The organism is uncultured Campylobacter sp., from assembly GCF_938045625.1.
Taxonomy (GTDB): domain Bacteria; phylum Campylobacterota; class Campylobacteria; order Campylobacterales; family Campylobacteraceae; genus Campylobacter_A.
In genome coordinates this window covers 1-19,857 of the sequence record NZ_CALIAV010000048.1, presented here as the reverse complement: position 1 = coordinate 19,857, position 19,857 = coordinate 1, and the positions used below count along the sequence as shown (strand labels likewise).

The window sequence follows — 19,857 nt, the reverse complement described above, 5'->3', positions numbered from 1 at the left end:
TATCGTGAGATGATTTTTGGGGTTGTGCAGATAAAATTTAGCGTAGGCTAGACATGTAGTCTGCCGAGCTAAATTTTATCAAGCTCCGCAAAAAGCACTCAAAAGACGAGCCGCAAATCGCCTAACGATGTCCACAGCCGCATTCTTTCAACGCCACCTCCACATCGCAAAAATGCCTATGATCTCTCGCCAAATGCTCGATAAAATCCTGCTTTGAGCCGTGCGAGATCTCGTGCATGAAAAGATCGTGATTGACGTAGGCGACCTTGGTGGCGAAATTTAGCGTCAAATTTACGTCGTGGCTGATGAGCACGACGCCCGTACCTTCAGCGTTGATCTGCTTTAGCAGCTTATAGACGTCGGCCTGGCCCTTCGTATCGATGCTGGCGGTCGGTTCGTCTAGCATCAAAATTTTAGCCTTTGCGCAAAGCGCGCGAGCGATGTAGACGCGTTGGCGCTGTCCGCCGCTTAGATCGGCGATCTTTCGCCGCGTAAATTCTCCCATCCCGACGCGCTCCAGCGCCGCCTCGGCTTCTATCTTGTCGTCCTTGCCGTAAAATCCAAACAGCTTTTTATCTATCCGCCCCATCAAAACCACCTCGAGTACGCGCATCGGGAAGCTTTGATTTATCGGGATATTTTGCGGGACGTAGCCCACGGCCTTGCTCACGCTAGCGGGATCCTGGCCAAACACCTCGATCGTCCCGCCGCTTGGCTTGTTTAGACCTAGCATTAGCTTTAAAAGCGTGCTTTTGCCCCCGCCGTTTGGACCTATGACGGCTAGAAAATCCTTGCAATCGTATTCTAAATTTATGCCGTCAAATACGAGGTTTTCATCGTAGCCAAAGCTCAAATTTCGCACAGAAATGTCGCTCATAAAACGCTCACCTTACCCGAAATATAAAACATAAAAACGCCAAGCCCCAGCATCACAAAAAGCGCGGCAAACTCGCAGCAAGTCCGCAGCGCGCGAAATCTCGCCGCGCCCTTTAGCTTAAAGCCGCAAACGGCCGCGAGAAATATCACCGCGCCCATGCCAAGCCCCATAAACAGGCCGCTAGCAAGCCCGGCCGCGTAGCTGTTTAGGCTAAAAGCCAGCACGAAAACTAGCAGCGTACCCGGACACGGTACGAGAGAGCCAGCTAGCACCACGAGCCACTCGCTAGCCGTTTTTGGCGCCTCGCTAGAGGCCTTACAGGCCGCGCAGCCGCACTCGCTCTCGTGAGCAGCGGGGTTAAATTTGACGGAATTTAAGCCTAAATTTGACGCGGAGTTTAAATTTGAGCCAAAAACTTTACTCGCTCCATTTGCGCCTTTTTTGTCCGAAACAGACGCGCTAGCAAAGCTAAATTTTGGCTTTAGCGCCGTTTTTTTAAGCTTAGCGTAGATCATATAAAGGCTCACGCAAACGATCGCTACGGCCGAGATTTTCGTCATCGCGCCCGCTATGTCGCTGACCTTGTCCGTCAAAAACGCGTTTAAAAAAACGTAGCTAAAAAGCACGAGTAAAAACGCCCCCGCCACGTGCGCGAACCCGACCTTCATCGCAAAAACCAGCGCGCGCGAGTAGCTGCCGCCGTTTGCGACAAAGTAGCTAGCCGTTAGCATCTTAGCATGACCAGGGCCAGCGGCGTGCAAAAATCCATAAAAAAAGCTAACCGCAGCCAGCAGGGCGAAATTTAGCGCGTTTAGCTCGGTGCTGTTTATCTTGATGAGCTCTTTTAAGCGCTCTAAAAACTGAAGGCTCATGCCTGAAACGGAGTCAAATTTCGCCTTGTCCTCGGCGTCGATTTGCTCTAAATTTTGCTTATTTTGCGCCTTAACTAGCGAGCTAAGCTCAGGCTTTGCGGGCTCTATTTTGGGCGTTTTTGAGGTCATTTCAAAAAACGCCGTGCTCAAATTTACGTTTGGAACTAGATAAATTTTATCGGTGAGTGCGTAGGGCTGGGGCGAGCTTATTTTAAAGTTAAAAAATCCCTCGTGGTCAAAAACCTCGACCGTTACGACGCGGCCGTCCTTGACCGCTAAATTTAGCTCTAAAATATACTCGAAATTTAGCCTGCCCTCATCCAGATAAACCCGCTGCGAGAGCGTTTTGGTGTGCAGATTCACCGTCTCGCCCGCGCCGTCGTAGTAGCCCACACTCGTTAGATATCCGCGCGGCACGATGTAGTCGAGCAGGGATTTTTGCACCTTCCACGCTTCGTTTTTACTGAGCGCTTTATCGGCGTTTTCGTCGTAGCTTTGTAACGTTAGTTCGGTGAAATTTTCAGAAAACGTCCAGGTTACGGCGGCTGTTTTGATCATCTCGCCCTGGACGTCAAATTTGACCGCGGCGTGTGCGGTCGGGGTGTAAAGCGAGCACAGAGCGCAGGCGTGCGCGAAGCTAAAAAAGGACGCAAAAAGCGCGAAAATAGCGAGTATGCGTCCAAATTTCATTTACAGGCTCTTTGCGAAAATTTGCGCCGTTTTGCGTAGCTCGGCGTCCCAATCAAGCGGCAGCTGATCGATCTCTACGACGCTAGCGCCGCTTTCTTTAGCGATGGTTTGAGCGGCTTTTTTAGAAAACTGCGGAGCGACGAAAATGACCTTCACGCCGTGCTCTTTGGCCTCTTCGATAAGCTCTTTTAGCTCGGCCGGTTTTGGTTCTTTGCCATCCACTTCGATCGCGATTTGCTCTAGATCGTAGCGCTTAGCAAAGTAGCCCCAAGACGGGTGATATACGATAAATTCGCGGTTTTTGACGTTTGCTAGAGTGCTTTTGATAAAGCCGTCAAGCTCGTCAAGCTTAGCTTCAAATTTAGCCAAATTCGCCTCGAAAAGCGCCTTGTTCTCAGGATATTTTTCGCTTAGCGCGGCGGCGATATTTTTAGCTTGGACTTTTACCAAAACGGGATCTAGCCAGATGTGCGGGTCAAATTCGCCGTGGTGATGCTCGTGATCGTGGTGATCGTGTTTATGCTCGTGGTGAGCGTGCTCGTGCTTGGCGTCATGGTGATGATCGTGATCCTCGTGCTCGTGATGACCTTCAAATTTGATCTTTTCCACGCCCGCGTCGGTTTTTACGATTTTGAGATTTGGATAGGATTTTTGAAATTTCGGCAACCAAGCATCCTCAAACTCGATCCCGATAGCAAAATAAAGGTCGCTTTTTTCAAGCGCGGTCATTTGCTTTGGTTTTGGTTCGTACGTGTGCGGATCGGCTCCTTTGCCCGCCATCACGTTTACCTCGACCGCGTCGCCCGCGATTTGCTTGACGAAATACTCCTGCGGCAAAATACTGACACTAACTTGCCCTTTGGCGTATAGCGCGACTAAGCCCAAACATAAAAACGCGAAAATTTTTCTCATTTTTATCCTTTCCGTGTTAAAATTTGGGCGAAATTATATCAAAAGCAACTTAGTTGCAAATTAATTTTTCTCAAGGTATAATACCCTAAAATTCTTAACGCGGGGGAAAAATATGAGCGAAAATTTGGAAGAAAAAGCCGGTTTTGAGGAGCTTTTAACGAAAAATGATATCAAAATCACTCCGCTTAGACTAGAGATTTTACACATTTTACACGCCGCCGCCGCGCCGCTTAGCTATGATGAAATTTTAGCCCAAATCGATGCAAACAAAACCACATTTTACCGCTGTATGGACCTTTTTGAAGCTAAGAGCATCGTGCTAAAAAGCGAAAATAACCGCAAGAATTTCTACGAGCTTGAAAGCGGAGCAAAGGCGTATTTCGTCTGCGACGTCTGCCACAAGATGACAAATATCGATATGCCGCACCTAAAACAAAATCACGTCAAAAGCGTCGTGGTTAAGGGCGTTTGCGACGAGTGTTTTTAAAATTTACGCTCAAATTTGACGGTAAATTTGCAGCTTAAATTTGCTTGCCGAGCAAATTTTGTCGCAAATTTTATAAAAATACGATCTACTAAATTTAAAGCAGCCGTTGCGTCAAATTTAAAAACTCAAATTTGACGCGGGTGATTTAAAACTAATCCTCGTAAAGCTTTGCGATCTCCGGCGGTATCGCGATCGGACGACCGCGCGCAAGGTCGAAAAACACGTAAGTCGTCACCGCGCTAGCGACAGGTACGCCGTCCTTGCTAAACTCGTAAAAACGCTTAGAGCAGCTTCTTTTTTCGGGCTGCGTCCATGTTTTCACACTCACTTTATCGCCCAAAAACAGCTGCCCCAGATAGTCTATCTCGTGCCTGCGCACCATCCACGTGCGGTTTTGCGCGAGATTTGTCTCGATGAGGTCGCCAACGGCGTTTGAGTGCGCGTTGGCCACTTCTTGCATCCAAATCACGTAATGGGCGTTGTTTGCGTGATGGTTCACGTCGATGGCATCCTCGCCCACGGTAAATTCGTAGTAAAAAATTTTCATTTTCGCTCCTAAAAACGCTAAAATTGTAGCAAAAATTTAAAGGCAAACAAAATGAAAGAGATGTGGGACAAAAAGGCGGCGAACTATCCGCGATTTACGGGCGAGCCTAGCGTTTTTCATAGAGGGCTTTACGCTAAGATCGCCGAGTTTGGCGTCAAATTTGAGGGCAAAAGCGTCGTGGATATAGGCTGTGGCACGGGCGTGCATACGCTGTTTTTGGCGCAAATTTGCCGCGAGATAACGGGTATGGATATCTCAGGCGAAATGCTAAAAGTCATGGTTGAAGACGCGGCCAAATTTAATATTTCAAATTTAACCGCCGTTCAAAGCGATTTTAAAAACTTTAACCCAAACCGCGTTTACGACGTGGCTTTTAGCACGATGAGTCCCGCGATAGCTGATGAGGAAGATTTTGTCAAATTTATAAATTTGGGCAAAAAAAGGGTCTATCTTTGGTGGAACAAACCGCGGTATTCAAGCGTTTTGGAGCTTTTTTACGAGGGCTCCGAAAAGCGATGTTTTAAAGAAAAGGCAAACTTTTTTGAAGAGTACTTGCGCCGCGAAAATATCGCTTTTAACTCCTGTGTGCTTGAAGAGTTTCGCGAGCAAAAACGCACGCTTGAAGAGATGACGCAAAACGCGCTTTGGCATTTACAAATCGCAAATTTTACGTACGATGAAAACGCGGTCAGATCGCGGCTAGAAAGCATCGCGCAGGATGGCTACGTGACGGAAAAAATCGTCTCCTCAATGAAGCTTTTAGTTTTTTAAGATATAATCGCTTTATTTATTTAAAATTTAAAAAGGATTTTAGTTGTCGCGAGCGTTTTTGCAGATATTTTCGTGCGTTTTATGCTTCTTTTGCATTCAAACTTTCGCCGCTTCGCACGTTTTATCTCCGGTCGCTCAGCCGAAATTTGACGAACAAAAAGCCAGACTAGGCAAGGAGCTGTTTTTCGACGCCTCGCTAAGCCCGAGCGGAACGCTATCTTGCGAGAAATGCCACAACCTTTACTGGGACTTAAGCGGTACGAGTAAAAAAAACGTAAAAATCTCCGCCGACGAGGAGATTAGCCCGCCAACTGCGCTAAACTCGGCGCTAAATTTTATCTTTTTTAAAAACGGCGAAGTTAAGGATATAGCCGAGCAGGTAAAACAGAGTTTGACCGGTAAAAATCAGCTTGCTAGCGAGCCGAAATTTCTAGTCCAAAAGGTAAATCAAAACTCCGTTTATAGGAATAAATTTGAAGAGCTTTATGAGGATGGAGTAAGCTTTGAGGGTATCGTCGATGCGCTGGTAAATTTTGAAAAAGCCCTCGTTACGCCAAATGCCAAATTTGATAAATTTATCAGCGGCGACGAGAGCGTTTTTGACGAAGAAGAAAAGCGCGGATTTGAGTTGTTTAAAACAATCGGTTGCATAAACTGCCATAGCGGCGCAAATATGGGCGCAAATCTCTACTACGAGCTAAAATTTGACGCAGACGGCAACAAAACCGGCCGCTACAAAGTACCCAGCCTTCGAAATATTGAAAAAACCGCGCCGTATCTTTATAGTGGCGAGCTAGCCGATCTAAAAGAGGCGCTAAAAATAATCGCTAAAATGCGCATAAACTACGATCTAAGCGACGAGCAGACGCACACGCTTTATAAATTCTTGCTGACTTTAAGCGGCGAAAAACCGGAAATTTTAAAATGAAACACAAGATAATCTTTCATAAAATTTTATTTTTTACTATCGTTTGTATCGTATTTTTTGGAACCGTGATGACCTATAAGGCCACCAAGGACCTAGTAACCGCCTATGAGTGGAAAGGCACGATAGAAAGCGCAATGGAAGCTAACGACGAGGCGAATTTCTTGCTCGAAAAAAGCCTTCTAGAGGCCGACTACGACGCGATCATGCGCCATACGGCGGAGTTTCAAAAGGCTCTAAAAAAGCTTGATTCAAGCAATCTAATCTCCTTTGAAAAGCTAGCGTTAAACGAAAAAACTTTTAGCGAGCTAGAGGAAGCGGTTGAAAAAAGAGTCGAGCTAACGGATAAACTTAACTCCGTTACGATAATGGCAAAGCTCGTCTATAACGAAATAATCTTAAAATTTGAGGCTTTAGACGGGCTGTATTTTAACGAGCTGATGCCGCAAATTTTGATGTTTAGATACGACTTAAACACTGATCTAGCGGCACCCAAAAAGCTTTTAAACGAGTATTTAAAGAACCCAAAACTAACTAAAAACGACGTAGGATTTTTATCGAGCGCACAAAAACTGATCGGCCACTACGAGCAGGCGCAAAAGCTTTACCGCGATATAATTTTGCTCGGAATTTACAATAAACTATCCGACCTCAAAGAAAGTAGCGAGCGCTACATACAAAACGTCTTATCGAATTTACGTAGGACGATGGCGCTAGTGTTTGTGTTGTTTGGGCTTGCGTCGATATTTGTTTATATTTCTTATGCTAGAGCTAGAAACAACATCAGGCTACTAAACCGTTTCGAGCAAGCCGTCGATAATAGCTTTAACGCCATAACGTTTACCGACCTAGATAGAAAGGTCAAATACGTAAATAAAATTTTCGAGCAAAATTTCGGATATAAATTTGAGGAGCTAAAAGATCAAAATATAAACATCATAAAGTCCCATCAGCACTCAAACGAATTTTATCAAGATATGCTAAAAACGATAGAATCGGATCAAATTTGGCGAGCCGACGAGCTAATAAGCAGAACAAAAAGCGGTGCTCTCATCCACGAGCAGGTTATTTTCTCTCCGCTTTTTAACGAAAGCGGCGATAAAGACGGCTATATGTCGATCAAATACGACAAAACCAAAGAGCTAGCGATGACCAAAGAGCTCGAAAATAAAAACAAAGAGTTGCAAAACGAGGCGCTAAAAGACAAGCTAACGGGGCTTGGTAGTTATTTTGCTCTGACACAAAGGATGGAGCAGGGCTCGGGCGGCATGATCATCTATATAAACATTAACAACTTTATGGATTTTCGGTTTTTTTACAAAACAAAGACCGTGGACGCCATCATTGCTTCATTTGCGACGACACTTCAGCTTTGTATCGACACCTATAAGATTGATGCGAACATTTATAGAGTGCAGTTTGATGAGTTTTGTATCTGGTACGGTGGTGACGATGCAGAGCGGGTCGTACGTAAATTTATCGATTATTTTAAGGCAAATAATCTCTATATCACGGTTGAGGGGGCACGCGAGTTTATCCCTAATATCAAAATAACCATCGGCGTTAGCCTGCCTCAAGACACTCCGCAAACAAACCGCCTAACTCAAGCCATGCTAGCTCACCACGAAGCTAAGCAAAACGGCGAAACTGTGCAGTTTTACACCGAAAACAGCCACATCGAGCAGCAGTACTACCACAACCAAATCATGTCGCGCACCATCGAAAACGCGCTATATAACGATACCGTGATCGTCGAGTGTCAGCCGATCTACGACGTATCTGGCGAAAAGGTGCGGGTCAAATACTACGAAGTGCTCGTGCGCCTCATCGACGAAAACGGCAAGATCCGCTATCCGGGCGAGTTTTTGGACATAGCAAAGAAAATTTCGCTTTATAATGATATCACGAAAAAGGTCATCGAGCACGTATTTAGGCTCGTCGAGAAGTTTACGAACACGAGCTTTTCGATGAATCTTTCCAGTAGTGATATCGCAAATGAGAGCATAAGAGAGCTCATAGAGAAAAAGCTACGCGTCTGCTCAAGGCCCGAGCACGTGTATTTTGAGATATTAGAGAGCGAGGGCGTGGATGATTATAAGATCGTAAATGACTTCATCAACAAGATCCGCGCCTACGACTGCAAAATTTCGATCGATGATTTTGGTAGCGGCTACTCGAACTACTACCGTATCTTGGAGCTTGATATCGACACGATCAAGATCGACGGCTCGATCATCAAAAAGCTGCCGTACGACAAAAACGCTAGGTATCTGCTGCAAACCATCATCGATTTTGCCGGAAGACAAGGCTATAACGTCGTGGCTGAGTTTGTAAGCTCAGAGGAGATCCTCGCCGAAATCAAGAAATTTGGCATCAAATACGCGCAAGGGTTTTTGCTAGGCAAGCCGACATCGCCGAGCAATATCGAGGAGTAAGCGGACGCGGCTTTGAGCCGCTAACTTTAGCTCATCTTGGTCAAATTTACCCGCTCAAATTTGACTACTCCTGCATCCAAACCGCCAAAAATCCAAGTAAAACGATAGCGAAAAATAAACCCGCCTGAAAATAGAAATTCTTTTTTAAATTTTCGTTTATCAGAGCGCAAAGCTCGGAAATAAAAATATATAGCTCGCTCACGTATATCCTTTGGCGTCAAATTTGAGTGAACCGCCAAAAAGCCGCTCAAATTTAGCTTGGATTATAAATTTGAGCTTGGCTCGTCTTTAAATTTCCTTCTAACAAAAACGGCGCAAACCACAAACGAAACCGCCGTCAAAGCGTAAAATATATAGCTAAAAATAGGATTTGCGCGAGTCTCTCCCTCTTTTAGCTTTTTAACCGAAACGGCGTTTCTAAACATATCTAGCATCGCGATACGCCAGCCGTAGTATTTGATCTGCGCCCTGCCTTCGCCCACTAGGCTCTGGGCGGCAGCTTGGACATCGGCGGAGTCAAATTTAAAATAAAGCGGCAAGCCCCAGCCCGTGTCCTCGTTTCGATACGGCATCACCTTCGTTCCGTTAATCTCGCGCGTGTAGATAAAATACGTATTTCGCGTCAAATCATCAGATTGATTTCGGTTGTCAGAAAAATCGTCTTTGTCCATGCGCCTAACCTCGCCGCCCGTGATGATCGCCTCGTCGTAGTGCGGGAAAGCGTAGTTTATCGCCGCAAACACCAAGGCGTGCAGAGCAAACAGAAAGGTAATAATGAAAATTTGAAGATATTTTTTAAATTTTTGCATTTTCGTCCTTTGGACGAATTTTACAAGATAGAAGTTTAGAAGAAGCTAAGCCCCTAAATAGGGGCTTAGAAGGATTAGGCTTTGGCCTTGCAGCCGCAGCTTCCCGCGATAAATTTAAGAATCTGGATAAAGAAGCAAACGCCGCCGATGATGAAGATCGTATCACCGATCATCCTTAGCCAGCGTAAATTTTGCAAGTGATCCATTTGCAAGAACTCCGCACTTCTAGCGTACCACATACCGACATCTATCGCGGCGACCGCCTGATAAAGACCGATCGGAAGCAGCGATGCTAAAATCATCAGCATTAGTCCCGCATTTAGCGACCAAAAGCCCACTTTCATCAGCTTGTCGTTAAATTCTTGCCCTTTGAAAAGATAAAGCGCCACGAGCCAAACAAAACCAAGAGCCAAAAATCCGTAAACTCCAAACAGCGCCGCGTGTCCGTGCACCGAAGTGGTGTTTAGGCCCTGGATGTAGAACAAAAATAGCGGCGGGTTGATAAGGAAACCAAACACGCCCGCACCCAGCATATTCCAAAATGCCACCGCGATAAAGCAGTAAAGCGGCCATTTGAGATTTTTCGCCCAGCTTTGCGCGAACTGAAGCGAATACTGATGAAAGGCCTCGGCTCCAAGAAGCACCAAAGGCACGACCTCAAGCGCAGAAAAGCTAGCGCCCACGGCCATGATCGGAGTGGTCGTTCCGGCAAAATAAAGGTGGTGGAAAGTGCCAGGGATGCCGCCGATAAGAAATAAGCTAGCACTTGCCAAGGTCGAATAGGTCGCAAATTTTTTGCCGACTAAGCCCAAAGATGCAAACACGAACGCAAGCGAAGCGGTCGCAAACACCTCGAAAAAGCCCTCAACCCAAAGGTGAACAACCCACCAGCGCCAGTATTCCATCACCGGTAGCGGGCTTCTTTGTCCGTAAAATAGCCCCGCGCCGTAGAAGAGTCCCACCGCGATAGCAGAAGCCGTAAAGATGGCTAGTAGGTTTTTATCGCCATCAGCCTTAAATCCGCCGACAAAGCCGCGAAGTACGAGAGCCATCCAGATAACAAGACCGACAAACAAAATAAGCTGCCAAACCCTGCCAAGCTCGATATACTCGTATCCTTGGTGTCCCAGCCAAAAGCTCAGGCTAGTATCCATCTTGCCAGCTATCGCCATGTATTCGCCGACAAAGCTGCCCACGACTAGGAAAAGTAGCGCGTAAAAAAGCAGATCAACGCCTAGTTTTTGAAATTTAGGATCCTTGCCGCCGTTGATGATAGGCGCTAGGAAAAGTCCGGCCGCCAAAAAGCCCGTCGCGATCCAGAAAATGCTCGCCTGGATGTGCCAAGTGCGTGCCAAAGAGTACGGGATGTACTGGGATAAATTTATGCCGTAAAACTCCTGTCCCTCGACCGTGTAGTGCGCCACGAAGCCGCCTATCATGATCTGGAAAACAAATAGTGCGAGCGCTACGAAAAGGTATTTACCAAGCGCCTTTTGAGAAGGAGTCAAATTTAGCCTTGAGAGCGGATCTGCGTCGATAGGAGCGAGCCTTTCGTGATCTTTTTCGCCGTAGAAATTTGAAAACCAAACTAATAAGCCCACGCCCGCAACCAAAATCGTAACGCTAATAATCGTCCAAAATACGTTTTCTTGCGTCGGAACGTTGTCGATTAGCGGCTCGTGCGGCCAGTTGTTCGTGTACGTAGCTTCGCTATTTGGGCGATTCGTCGCCGTAGCCCAGGTCGCCCAGAAGAAGAAATCGTTTAACTGCTCGCGGTTTTCCTCTTTGGCTAACGTGTTGTTTTTCATCGCGTAGTTTTCGCGTAGTTTTTGGTATTTCGGATCGTTGCCAAAAAGCCCATTATACTCATCACGCACTACTTTTGCCGCCGCGATCCTCTCGTCGCTGATCGTTATAACGCCGTTTTTTAGCGTATTCGTGCGATATTCGCTCTTTGTTAGAGCCTTGATGTTGGCTTGTTGCTCGGCGCTTAGAGCGTCAAATTTGGCTCCGTAAAGCTGATTTGCCTTTATATCCATAAACGCGACTAGCTCTTTATGCAGCCAATCAGCCGTCCAGTCGGGCGCCTGATACGCTCCGTGTCCCCACACCGAGCCGACCTGCATACCACCGATGCTTTGCCAGGCTTCTTGGCCTTTGTAAATTTGCTCTTGCTCAACTATGATTTTGCCGTTTTTATCGGCAAAACTCACCACCGGCGGCGCTTCGCGGTAAACCTCTACGCCGTAGTAACCCAGTATCCCGAAGGCGATAGTAACGACTGCTACCAGCACCCACCAATACTTCTTGTATTCACGCATACTTTGTCTCCTTTTGAAAAATTCGGATAAAGTTTATCCAAAATAAATTTGCGCAAAAATGATGTATATCAATAAAAGGACCAAATTTGTCCTTAAAATATGCCTTATATTAAAAAATGTATAATTTCAAAAATATATTTTAGGAGATTTTATGTTTAAATTTGAGATCGTTTATAAATTTTGCCTCATTTGCATACTGATTTTGGGGCTTTGCCTGCTCGCGTTTTCGGGGGTAAATTTTGTGCTCGGAGAGTACGGCGAATTTTGGATTAGCGCGCATAAATTTGCGGGCTTTTTGGTTGCGCTCGCGGCTGTTTTGCACGTGATAAATCGCAAGAAAAAGCTCATCAAGCTCGCAAACGAATTCATCGACGTCATCACTCGCCGTAAAAATCCTAGCATGTGCAACATGGACCGCATCATCGCCTCGCTAGAACCATATACGATAGCCGAAATCTCGCAAAAACTAGGCTTTGATGAGGCCGAGTTTTGCCGCACTTTACGCGAAAACGGCGTCAAATTTAATGGTGCCAATCAAACCCTTCGCCAAATCGCTTTTTTAAACGATGAAAAGATATTTTTCGTGCTAGTTCTCATCGTCGAGGCAAAATTTGGCAAGAGATTTTGCGGCGAACTAAAATTTAAAGGCAGCGAGAAATTTAGAAAAGCGGCATAAAATCAAACTACCGCACGCCGTAAATACGGACCGATATTTGCCCAAAGCCGCAAATAAAGCTCTGCGCGCTGCGGTGCCTAAACGCGCAGTCGTAGCAGCTCCTCTCGCCGCCGCAGCTCGCCCATATCGTCGATACAAAGTAGAAATCTAAATTTCATTTTAGCTTCCTTAAATATTTAAGTAGAATTGAACTATTCGTAAAAAAATTATATCTTTATATTTCAGTAATATTAAACGCTAGAAAATATATTTTATAAAGTATAAAATAAAAATTTAATTTTTAAGGGGATAACGTGAGAAAAAATCGATCTGATCGTATGTTGCGCTGCGGCGGTGCTAAAATCTATAGGAAAAATCCGTTAAAATTTAACCCGGTCTTATAAAAAATATCGCAAATTAATCTAGCTAAATTTTAATTTTATTTAATAATATCTTAGCTACAATTCTTGTTTTTTTAGCGTCAAGTTTGACGACCACGTTTTAGGATACCTAGATGACTACCTCATAGATACGCGTTTGATCTCAAATTTCAGTCTCGCGGAGCGAGGAAATTAATACAAAGAAAATTTATGTTTAAAGAATTTAGAACAAAATATCTAACGAATTTCTGGAACGTCGGGCAGGCGATGATTATCCTAGCCATCGTTGCGACCGTGTATTTTGGGATTTTTGGCGGCGGATGGGCGGTGACCGGCGAGATGACGCGCTGGGGCGGCGAGTTTTTGGAGCTTTTTGGGATGGATCTTAGCGGCTACTCCTACTACAAGATCACGAACCTTGACGGTAACCCGCTCACGCGCTTTGAGGGGCTTATGCTAATAGGCATGTTCGTGGGCGCTACGATCGCGGCCTTTATGGCAAACAAAGTCAAATTTCGCCTACCCGCAAGCAAAATTCGCGTTTTTCAAGCTATCGTCGGCGGCTTGCTTTCGGGATTTGGCGCGCGTCTAGCCTTTGGCTGCAACTTGCTTGATTTTTTCACCGGACTGCCGTATTTTTCGCTACATACGTGGCTTTTTGCCGTATTTATGGTGCTTGGCATCTACGTCGCCGTCAAGGTCGGCAAGCTGCCTATCTTTATGCCTAAAACCGAACTTAAAAACTTCGGCCCAAAAGGCAAAGGCACGACGCACGACAAAGGCCGCGCCGACCGAAATTTTGCCATCGGCGTGATTATCGCGATTTTAGCGATTATCTGGTTTGCGTATCTTTTGATGCAGGCGCCGGCGCTCGATCTAAAAGTTAAAGCTAGCATCTTGCCGCTTGGACTGCTTTTCGGGCTGATTTTCGGCTTTATCATCTCAAAGGGTCAAATTTGCTTTACTTCGTGCTTTCGCGACCTGTTTTTATTCGGCAGGGACGTCGCGACGAAGGGCGCGTTTTACGGTATGATAATCGCCACGCTCATCGTTTTCGTGCTGATGCTAAACGGCTACGTCGGCAAGGTTACGAATTTCTCGCCGGCGGTTGCGATCGGAGCGTTTTTATTCGGCTTTGGTATCGTATTTGCGGGCGGCTGCGAGTGCGGCTGGACGTATAGAGCCACCGAGGGGCAGCTGCACTTTATGATCGTGGGCGTCGCAAACGTCGTAGGAACTATGGTGCTAGCCCTTAGCTACGATCTCATCCCGGCATGGATCAAAGACGGCCCGAAAATCCAGCTTTTAGAGGTATTCGGTCCGCTGGGCGGCTTAGCGGTAAATTTATGTTTATTCGTTTCGGCGCTGCTGCTGGTGTTTATCTACAAACGAAATTTCTTCGCCAAAGGAGGCTACTAAGATGCATGAAGACGATTTTGAAATAAGCTATACGCTCGATATCCTAGGCGAGGCTTGCCCTATGCCCGCCGTCGCGACGCTAGAAATCCTACCGAAAATGAAAAGTGGCGAGGTGCTAGAAGTACTTTGTGACTGCCCGCAGGCGATAAACTCGATCCCTTACGACGCGAGAAACAGGGGCTTTGAAGTGCTTAAAATCGAGCAAGACGGTCCGACGCTTAGATTTATCATCAAAAAGCCTTAGTTTAAATTTAGGTGCGGAGCGGGGTTTAGGCGCGCCCTGCTCTATTTTGCTACGGCGGGCGGGTAAGTTTGCCGTTTGCAAAGTAAATTTTGCTCGCCCGGCCGCGTTTTGCTTATCTTGCGCGCTCAAATTTGTGATTCGTGCGGCGTTTTGCGTTGCCATTTTCGTCATACAGAAAATTTAGCCGCCGCACGCACATTTCGTATTTTTTCGCTTAAATTTGCGGCTCGAGAAAACTCGGAGCAAATTTAAAGAGCGAAATTTGAAACCTCAAATTTCCCAATTTATCTCGCGGCGGCTAAATTTATATTTTTGAAAGAGCTCAAATTTTAAAAATAACCGCAATTTTAATCATAACTTTTAACGTTTTACTTTTTGGCGGGATTATTTGGACTATATTTGGCGCAATCCTAGCAAGCTCAGCCGACGTCAACTCGCTGCAATAAAAGCGACTTCCGCCGCACTTGCAGATAGTGCCCATAAATGTTGCATACTGCCTAAACAACATTAGCTATTCATGCTTTATCGCACGACTTAAAAAGCAAAGGTTGCTTTAAAATAATTTTTGGGAGCGATTTGGCTCCCGAATTAATTTTTAAAACGGATTTTTTAAATACCAAATCTCGTCGAATTTTTCAATATTAAATCTACGAATTCTCTCTCCGCTTGAAAGTTGTACTTTAATCGCAAGCTGAGCATGCCTAGGGCCCAGCACGTCTATTCTATAAACGGAGGCATCGAGTATCTTGTCTGATTTATTATTTTCTAGCTCCTTTTCTATCTTTTTTACTATTTTGTCTTGCTCATCTTTGCTATCGGTTTTAACTAAAAACGCGATATCGACTGGGTTATTTTTGATAGTTTTTACAACTTTTTCACCTAATTCCTCAGGCGTTTTTGCCTCGTCGCTTACGCAACCGACCAGCACGAATGCACCCAAAACCAATGAAAATAAAATCTTTTTCATTTTTTCTCCTGTTAATAAATTTGTATAAAATTTTATCGTTTTTTTTTTTTTTTGTAAAGTCAAGCTTGCTTCATTTGAACTGTAGATGGTTGCATTTGCTTGACAGAACCGATATCGATAACCTTGTCAAAGATAAATTTAAGCTCCTCTTGGTGCGTGATAGCTAGTACGCCAAGACTCGGAAAGTCGTACTTCAGGGCGGTTAAAAGCTCTTTTGCCAGCGCGCTATCAAGCGCCGAAGTCGCCTCGTCAAGCAGCAAAAACGCAGGCTGCGTAAAATAAATCCTCGCAAATGCAAGCCTTTGCGCCTCGCCTCCGCTTAAAATCTTGCCCCAGTCTTTGATTTCGTCTAGCTCGGGGGTAAATTTCTCTAGCCGTACTCGCCTTAAAATATCGGTCAAATCGGCATTGGCGCCTTGCAAATCGCTAGGATACGCGATAAGCCGCCTTAGGCTCATACGCGCTAAAAACGGCTTTTGCGGTACGACCATCGTCCCGCACGGCAAGCAAACCTCGCCCGAGCCGTGATCCCAGATGCCCGCGATATACCTAAATACACTGCTTTTGCCAGTCCCGCTAGCTCCGCGTAGTAGTGTCCATTCGCCACTTTTTATGCTCAAATTTAGCCCGCAAACCAGCTTTTCGCCGCTTGGAGTAAAAATTTGCAAATTTGAGCATTTTAGCTCGTTTTGTTCGCCACTCTCGTCAAATTTAACGCTCTTAAATTTATCCTGCGCCAAATTTGCCGCCGTTACCTGGGCGGATTCGCTCACTCCGTCAAGGTTGCTGTTTTGTCCGTCAAATTTAGCGCCCAATTTGACCTTGGAGTCTGCTGCCTGCGCGATCTCGACAAATTTATACACGCGCTCCACGCTCGCAGCCCACTCCATGATCTGCTTATAGTAGTCCATAAACCACGCAAAACCGTCCTGCACGCTATAAAACGCCGAGCGCGCCCGCATCATGTCGCCAAAGCTCATCGCCCGCGCAAAATAAAGCGGCAAACAAGCAAAAATCGGGATTAGATTCGTGATTTTTAAGTAGCTAGCCGAAAAGCACTCTAGGCGAAACTCGGTGTTCATGATGACGCGCCAGTTGCGCACTACCTCGCTAAAGCTCGCTCGAAAGCGCAATTTTTCAGCGCCGGCACCATTCATTAGCGCGACGGCTTCAGCGTTTTCGCGAGTGATTAGTAGATTTGCGCGGTAGTCGGCTTCGACCTGCTGCTTTTCGTAGTTTAGGCGCTTTAAGCTGCGGCCGATGAAGTGCGTAATAAGCGAGCTAGCGAGCGTATAGACGAGCGCGACGTAGACCAAAAAGCCTTCTATCGAGAACTCGCGTCCAAACGCACTAAAATGCAAGACCTTTGACGCCTCCCAGAGGATAAAGGTGAAGGCAAAAAGCTTGGAGAGGTTGTAAACTATGGATTTTACGAGATTTACGCTTTTATCGGCGAGCAGGAGGCTGTCCTCTGCGATACGCTGGTCCGGGTTATCAAAGCCCTCGGCTGTGGATAAGCGGTAGAAATTTGCATTTTTTAGCCATAGATTTTCCATCTCTTCGCTTAGGCTCTCGCGCCACGAGATCACGAGTAGCTTTTTAAACCAGTTTCCGATCACGATAAAAAGCACGATAACGACGGTATAGACGAGAAATTCGCCCACAAGCGGGAGCATGAGATCTTTTTCAAATTTCTCGATCGCGTCGTAAAATTTTTTATCCCAGGCATTCATTAGCGTCGCGACCTTGACGATGGCTAGGCTAGCCCCCAGCGTCACGGCCAGCATCACCCACGCCGCTAGCGAGCGCTTGCCCGTCCAAAACCAACCCGCGATGATGAAAAATTTCTTTAAAATTTGCAAATTTAGCCTTTTTTGTTTGGTTTTATGCTCTGCTACGAGCGATAAATTTACGTTCAGAGATTTTTATGTGGTGCAAATTTTAGCCCAAATTTGGCCTGCTTTGTTCAAATTTAAAGCGTGAAGCGGTATGTTTATTTACCGCTTCGAAAAAGCCGAAATTTACGCAAATTTGATCCCGCAAAAGTTCTTTAATACGTATAGTTAAACGTCAGCGTGAAATTTCGCGGATCGCCGTAGAAGTTGTTCATGCCGGCGGTTCTGTTTTGCGTATTCATAAAATACTTTTTGTCGGTTATGTTTTTGACTGCGAGTCCGAGGCTGAAATTTTTGTTGAAAAAGTAGTTTACGTTCGCGTCCCAAAGCGCATAGGCTTTTTGCACCGGCGCTACGTAGGCTACGTTTTGATAAAAGCCCGAAGTCGCGCTCTGCCATCTAACTCCGGTACCAAAGCTTAGCTTTTGACTGCTTGAAAAAGGTATCTCGTAGCTGGTGTAAATTTTAAACAAGTGCTTAGGTACGTAGGATTTTGCGTTCGCGCCCTTGTCGTAGTTTACGTTTGTAGAGGTCTTTTTCTCGCTTTTCATATAGACGCTTTTGTTAAACGTATAGCCAGCAAAGAGGCTCCACCTATCCGTTAGCGCGCCTGAAATTTCAAGATCTAGGCCGCGACTTCGCACCTTGCCCTCGGCGATGCTGTTGGCGGTATTTAGCGGATCTTGAATGGCTCTGTTTTCTTGCACTACCTGAAATAGCGCGACCGCGGTGTTTAGCGCGCCGTCAAAGTACTCTGATTTTACGCCCGTTTCTACGTTGTAGCCTACGATCGGTTTTAGGATGTTTTTGTTCGCGTCCGTCGCACTTTGAGGTTTAAATATCTCTGCGTAGCTAACATACAAGCTGTGATTTTTAGCAAAATCCCAAGTAAGACCCGCATAAGGCGCGAAATGATTTTTGGTGAGATCTAGCGTCTTTTTGCTCGTGTGGTTTTTGAGGTCGTCCCATTTTTTGTCGTATTTTACGCTGGTAAATCTGCCGCCTACTAGCAAGTGCCAATCATCCGTGAAGTTATATCTCGTGCCGATACCAAATGCTCGCTGGTAAATTTTAGTCGTGTATAGGTCGTTATTCGTTATCGTGCTACCGTCCCAGTTGGGCTCGGCTATTGCGCCGCCGTTCCAGTTATATAGCCCGATACCAAGCGAGCTTAGGCTAGCGTCTGGAGCCCATTTGTCGTGGCGGGTAAATTTCTCGCGAGAGAGCGAGCCGTTTACGAAAAACTCGTGCTTACGCCCGAAAAGCTCGTATTTGCCGTCCGCGCCGATTTGCAAATTTACCTCGTCCGATTCGTTGTCGTATTTTCTAAATCTCACGTTGTGCGTCGGTCTTGCGATCGCGACGTTATATGGGTTTGTGCCGCCCATCGCGCCAAATTTAAACATACCTTAGCTTTTAGTGTAGTTTAGTTTGGCGTAGATTTTCGCATCGTCGCTAAGTTGATGCGAAAGCTCGGTAAAGGCGTTAAATTTCTCGTATTCGCTTTTATCCCAGCTCGAACCGAAATAGCTTTTGCGGCTCAAATTTAAAAGATTGCCGCCGGCGTCGCTAGCCGGTACGCCGTAGATATCGTAGACGCCGATCGTTCTTTGCCAGATGAGGCCTGTAGTTAGCATCGTTTTATCAGTGAGATCAAACTCAAACGTACTGCCCAGCGCCTCTCGGTGACCGTTTTTGTGGTTTTTAAAGGAGCCGGTTTTATTTAGGATGCCAATTAGCCTGCCGCGAATCGTGCCGTCTTTGTTTAGCGCGTCGGTTACGTCAAACGAGCCTCTGTAGTTGTTCCAGCTGCCCATACTTAGCCCTAGATTTATGCCAAGCTCGTCGCCGGGGCGCTTGCGGACTAGATTTACCGTGCCGCCGGGCTCGCCGTTACTCTGCGTAAGTCCCGCTACGCCGCGTAGTACCTTGACGCGGTCGTAAAACTCAAGATCCGTAAATTCTTTTGAAAATCCAAGCGTACCTTGAGCCGTGATAGATACCGAGGATGCGACGCCGTCTTCTTGGATGTTGTCGATGTTAAATCCTCTAGAGACGATGCGGTCGCGCCCGCTGTCGCGATAAAGCGTGATGCCGCTCGCGTAGTTCATCGCCGTATCGACGTCTTTTAAATTTAGGTCTTTGATGAGTTGATTTGAGACGACAGAGACTGATTGCGGAGTCTCGCGGATACTGAGATTTAGACCCGTGGCGGTGCTCATATTTCCCGTCGTATACGAGCCCGTACCCTCGGTTGTCGACAGATCGGCTTTACCGTATGCGGTGACCTCGCCGAGGTTTGCATCGACTGCGTAAAGCGAGCAAGCAAGACACATAGATAAGCCTATAAATTTGCATTGAGCGTTCAAAATTTTCTCCTTAATATTGATAATGATTAGGCGAATTATATATCAAAATATTTAAGAAAAAATAAAGAACAAACAAGCACTAAATAAGAAAAAACAGGGGTTAAATTTGAGCGGATAGATTTGGTATTTTAAGTGAAATTTGAATAAAAAGCGAAGGTGAATTCGGATCAAATTTAAAATTCAGCGAGCGTCATAAACCGCTCGCTATTTAAAAGAATTAAGCACCGATGATGATGTGGCTAGCTTTGATGATAGCAGTTACTTCATCGCCCGCTTTTAGAG

General features: G+C 45.9%; 17 protein-coding genes and 1 pseudogene. 7 read left to right on the top strand and 11 right to left on the bottom strand.

The features are described 5' to 3' along the window. Positions 1-121: 121 nt before the first annotated feature. The 3 genes from Q0386_RS04635 to Q0386_RS04625 are packed head-to-tail and all read right to left on the bottom strand — an operon-like array spanning position 122 to position 3,351. A complete protein-coding gene (locus tag Q0386_RS04635; RefSeq protein WP_299027744.1) occupies positions 122-877 on the bottom strand; it encodes an ABC transporter ATP-binding protein in 756 nt (251 codons plus the stop codon). Beyond that, a complete protein-coding gene (locus Q0386_RS04630; RefSeq protein ID WP_299027741.1) occupies positions 874-2,439 on the bottom strand; it encodes a nickel/cobalt transporter in 1,566 nt (521 codons plus the stop codon). Before Q0386_RS04630 ends, Q0386_RS04635 begins: the two co-directional genes overlap by 4 nt. Then, a complete protein-coding gene (locus tag Q0386_RS04625) occupies positions 2,440-3,351 on the bottom strand; it encodes a zinc ABC transporter substrate-binding protein (protein ID WP_299027738.1) in 912 nt (303 codons plus the stop codon). It abuts the gene before it with no gap. A gap of 112 nt (positions 3,352-3,463) precedes the next feature. Between Q0386_RS04625 and Q0386_RS04620 the strand changes: the two genes are divergently transcribed. Continuing rightward, complete coding sequence (locus tag Q0386_RS04620; RefSeq protein WP_299027735.1) at positions 3,464-3,838, top strand: Fur family transcriptional regulator; 375 nt, start codon at positions 3,464-3,466, stop codon at positions 3,836-3,838. A 151-nt stretch (positions 3,839-3,989) separates the two neighbouring features. Here the strand turns inward: Q0386_RS04620 and Q0386_RS04615 are convergent, their stop codons facing one another. Then, positions 3,990-4,385: a thioesterase family protein gene (locus Q0386_RS04615; protein WP_298792475.1), complete on the bottom strand. Its 396-nt coding sequence runs from the start codon at positions 4,383-4,385 to the stop codon at positions 3,990-3,992. 48 nt (positions 4,386-4,433) lie between these two features. On the opposite strand from Q0386_RS04615, the pseudogene Q0386_RS04610 reads away from it, so the two are divergent. From Q0386_RS04610 to Q0386_RS04600, 3 genes and pseudogenes are all read left to right on the top strand, one after another. Beyond that, positions 4,434-5,156 (top strand): annotated as a pseudogene (locus Q0386_RS04610) (class I SAM-dependent methyltransferase); the annotation flags it as partial. Between the two features lie 43 nt (positions 5,157-5,199). After that, positions 5,200-6,084 carry a cytochrome c peroxidase gene (locus Q0386_RS04605; protein ID WP_299027730.1) on the top strand — a complete coding sequence of 295 codons (885 nt, stop codon included), beginning with the start codon at positions 5,200-5,202 and terminating at the stop codon, positions 6,082-6,084. Further along, a complete protein-coding gene (locus Q0386_RS04600) occupies positions 6,081-8,516 on the top strand; it encodes a GGDEF domain-containing phosphodiesterase (RefSeq protein ID WP_299027727.1) in 2,436 nt (811 codons plus the stop codon). The genes Q0386_RS04605 and Q0386_RS04600 overlap by 4 nt, the downstream gene beginning before the upstream one ends. Positions 8,517-8,580: 64 nt before the next feature. On the opposite strand, the gene Q0386_RS04595 is transcribed toward Q0386_RS04600, so the two are convergent. The 3 genes from Q0386_RS04595 to Q0386_RS04585 form a co-directional block, all read right to left on the bottom strand. After that, positions 8,581-8,718 (bottom strand): hypothetical protein, encoded by a 138-nt coding sequence (locus tag Q0386_RS04595; RefSeq protein ID WP_299027724.1) that lies wholly within the window; start codon positions 8,716-8,718, stop codon positions 8,581-8,583. 61 nt (positions 8,719-8,779) lie between these two features. Then, on the bottom strand, positions 8,780-9,325 hold the full coding sequence (locus Q0386_RS04590; RefSeq protein ID WP_299027721.1) for a DUF1523 family protein: 546 nt from the start codon (positions 9,323-9,325) through the stop codon (positions 8,780-8,782). A gap of 74 nt (positions 9,326-9,399) precedes the next feature. Continuing rightward, positions 9,400-11,646: a nitric-oxide reductase large subunit gene (locus Q0386_RS04585; protein WP_299027718.1), complete on the bottom strand. Its 2,247-nt coding sequence runs from the start codon at positions 11,644-11,646 to the stop codon at positions 9,400-9,402. A 151-nt stretch (positions 11,647-11,797) separates the two neighbouring features. Here Q0386_RS04585 and Q0386_RS04580 point away from each other — a divergent pair, with 151 nt between their 5' ends. From Q0386_RS04580 to yedF, 3 genes are all read left to right on the top strand, one after another. Continuing rightward, positions 11,798-12,322, top strand: coding sequence for a chemotaxis protein (locus tag Q0386_RS04580; protein ID WP_299027715.1), 525 nt, complete (start codon positions 11,798-11,800; stop codon positions 12,320-12,322). 569 nt (positions 12,323-12,891) lie between these two features. Beyond that, positions 12,892-14,100 (top strand): selenium metabolism membrane protein YedE/FdhT, encoded by a 1,209-nt coding sequence (gene yedE, locus Q0386_RS04575; RefSeq protein ID WP_298789697.1) that lies wholly within the window; start codon positions 12,892-12,894, stop codon positions 14,098-14,100. Position 14,101: 1 nt separating this feature from the next. After that, a complete protein-coding gene (yedF, locus tag Q0386_RS04570; protein WP_004323059.1) occupies positions 14,102-14,344 on the top strand; it encodes a sulfurtransferase-like selenium metabolism protein YedF in 243 nt (80 codons plus the stop codon). Between the two features lie 595 nt (positions 14,345-14,939). Here yedF and Q0386_RS04565 read toward each other — a convergent pair. The 4 genes from Q0386_RS04565 to Q0386_RS04550 all read right to left on the bottom strand — a co-directional run bounded on the left by Q0386_RS04565 (position 14,940) and on the right by Q0386_RS04550 (position 19,575). Beyond that, the gene (locus Q0386_RS04565) at positions 14,940-15,311 is read right to left on the bottom strand and encodes a hypothetical protein (protein WP_299027711.1); all 372 of its coding nucleotides are present in this window, start codon (positions 15,309-15,311) and stop codon (positions 14,940-14,942) included. A gap of 59 nt (positions 15,312-15,370) precedes the next feature. Further along, positions 15,371-17,173, bottom strand: coding sequence for an ABC transporter ATP-binding protein/permease (locus tag Q0386_RS04560; protein WP_299027708.1), 1,803 nt, complete (start codon positions 17,171-17,173; stop codon positions 15,371-15,373). Positions 17,174-17,361: 188 nt separating this feature from the next. Continuing rightward, on the bottom strand, positions 17,362-18,612 hold the full coding sequence (locus Q0386_RS04555) for a TonB-dependent siderophore receptor (protein ID WP_299027705.1): 1,251 nt from the start codon (positions 18,610-18,612) through the stop codon (positions 17,362-17,364). Between the two features lie 3 nt (positions 18,613-18,615). After that, positions 18,616-19,575, bottom strand: a complete 960-nt coding sequence (locus tag Q0386_RS04550; protein WP_299027702.1) for a TonB-dependent siderophore receptor — start codon at positions 19,573-19,575, stop codon at positions 18,616-18,618. Positions 19,576-19,857: the final 282 nt, after the last annotated feature.

What these genes read in the sequence shown, in the direction of transcription:
- Q0386_RS04635 (WP_299027744.1), bottom strand. Translation starts at nt 877, where the DNA reads ATGAGCGACATTTCTGTGCGAAATTTGAGCTTTGGCTACGATGAAAAC.
- Q0386_RS04630 (WP_299027741.1), bottom strand. Translation starts at nt 2,439, where the DNA reads ATGAAATTTGGACGCATACTCGCTATTTTCGCGCTTTTTGCGTCCTTT.
- Q0386_RS04625 (WP_299027738.1), bottom strand. Translation starts at nt 3,351, where the DNA reads ATGAGAAAAATTTTCGCGTTTTTATGTTTGGGCTTAGTCGCGCTATAC.
- Q0386_RS04620 (WP_299027735.1), top strand. Translation starts at nt 3,464, where the DNA reads ATGAGCGAAAATTTGGAAGAAAAAGCCGGTTTTGAGGAGCTTTTAACG.
- Q0386_RS04615 (WP_298792475.1), bottom strand. Translation starts at nt 4,385, where the DNA reads ATGAAAATTTTTTACTACGAATTTACCGTGGGCGAGGATGCCATCGAC.
- Q0386_RS04600 (WP_299027727.1), top strand. Translation starts at nt 6,081, where the DNA reads ATGAAACACAAGATAATCTTTCATAAAATTTTATTTTTTACTATCGTT.
- Q0386_RS04590 (WP_299027721.1), bottom strand. Translation starts at nt 9,325, where the DNA reads ATGCAAAAATTTAAAAAATATCTTCAAATTTTCATTATTACCTTTCTG.
- Q0386_RS04585 (WP_299027718.1), bottom strand. Translation starts at nt 11,646, where the DNA reads ATGCGTGAATACAAGAAGTATTGGTGGGTGCTGGTAGCAGTCGTTACT.
- Q0386_RS04580 (WP_299027715.1), top strand. Translation starts at nt 11,798, where the DNA reads ATGTTTAAATTTGAGATCGTTTATAAATTTTGCCTCATTTGCATACTG.
- yedE (WP_298789697.1), top strand. Translation starts at nt 12,892, where the DNA reads ATGTTTAAAGAATTTAGAACAAAATATCTAACGAATTTCTGGAACGTC.
- yedF (WP_004323059.1), top strand. Translation starts at nt 14,102, where the DNA reads ATGCATGAAGACGATTTTGAAATAAGCTATACGCTCGATATCCTAGGC.
- Q0386_RS04565 (WP_299027711.1), bottom strand. Translation starts at nt 15,311, where the DNA reads ATGAAAAAGATTTTATTTTCATTGGTTTTGGGTGCATTCGTGCTGGTC.
- Q0386_RS04555 (WP_299027705.1), bottom strand. Translation starts at nt 18,612, where the DNA reads ATGTTTAAATTTGGCGCGATGGGCGGCACAAACCCATATAACGTCGCG.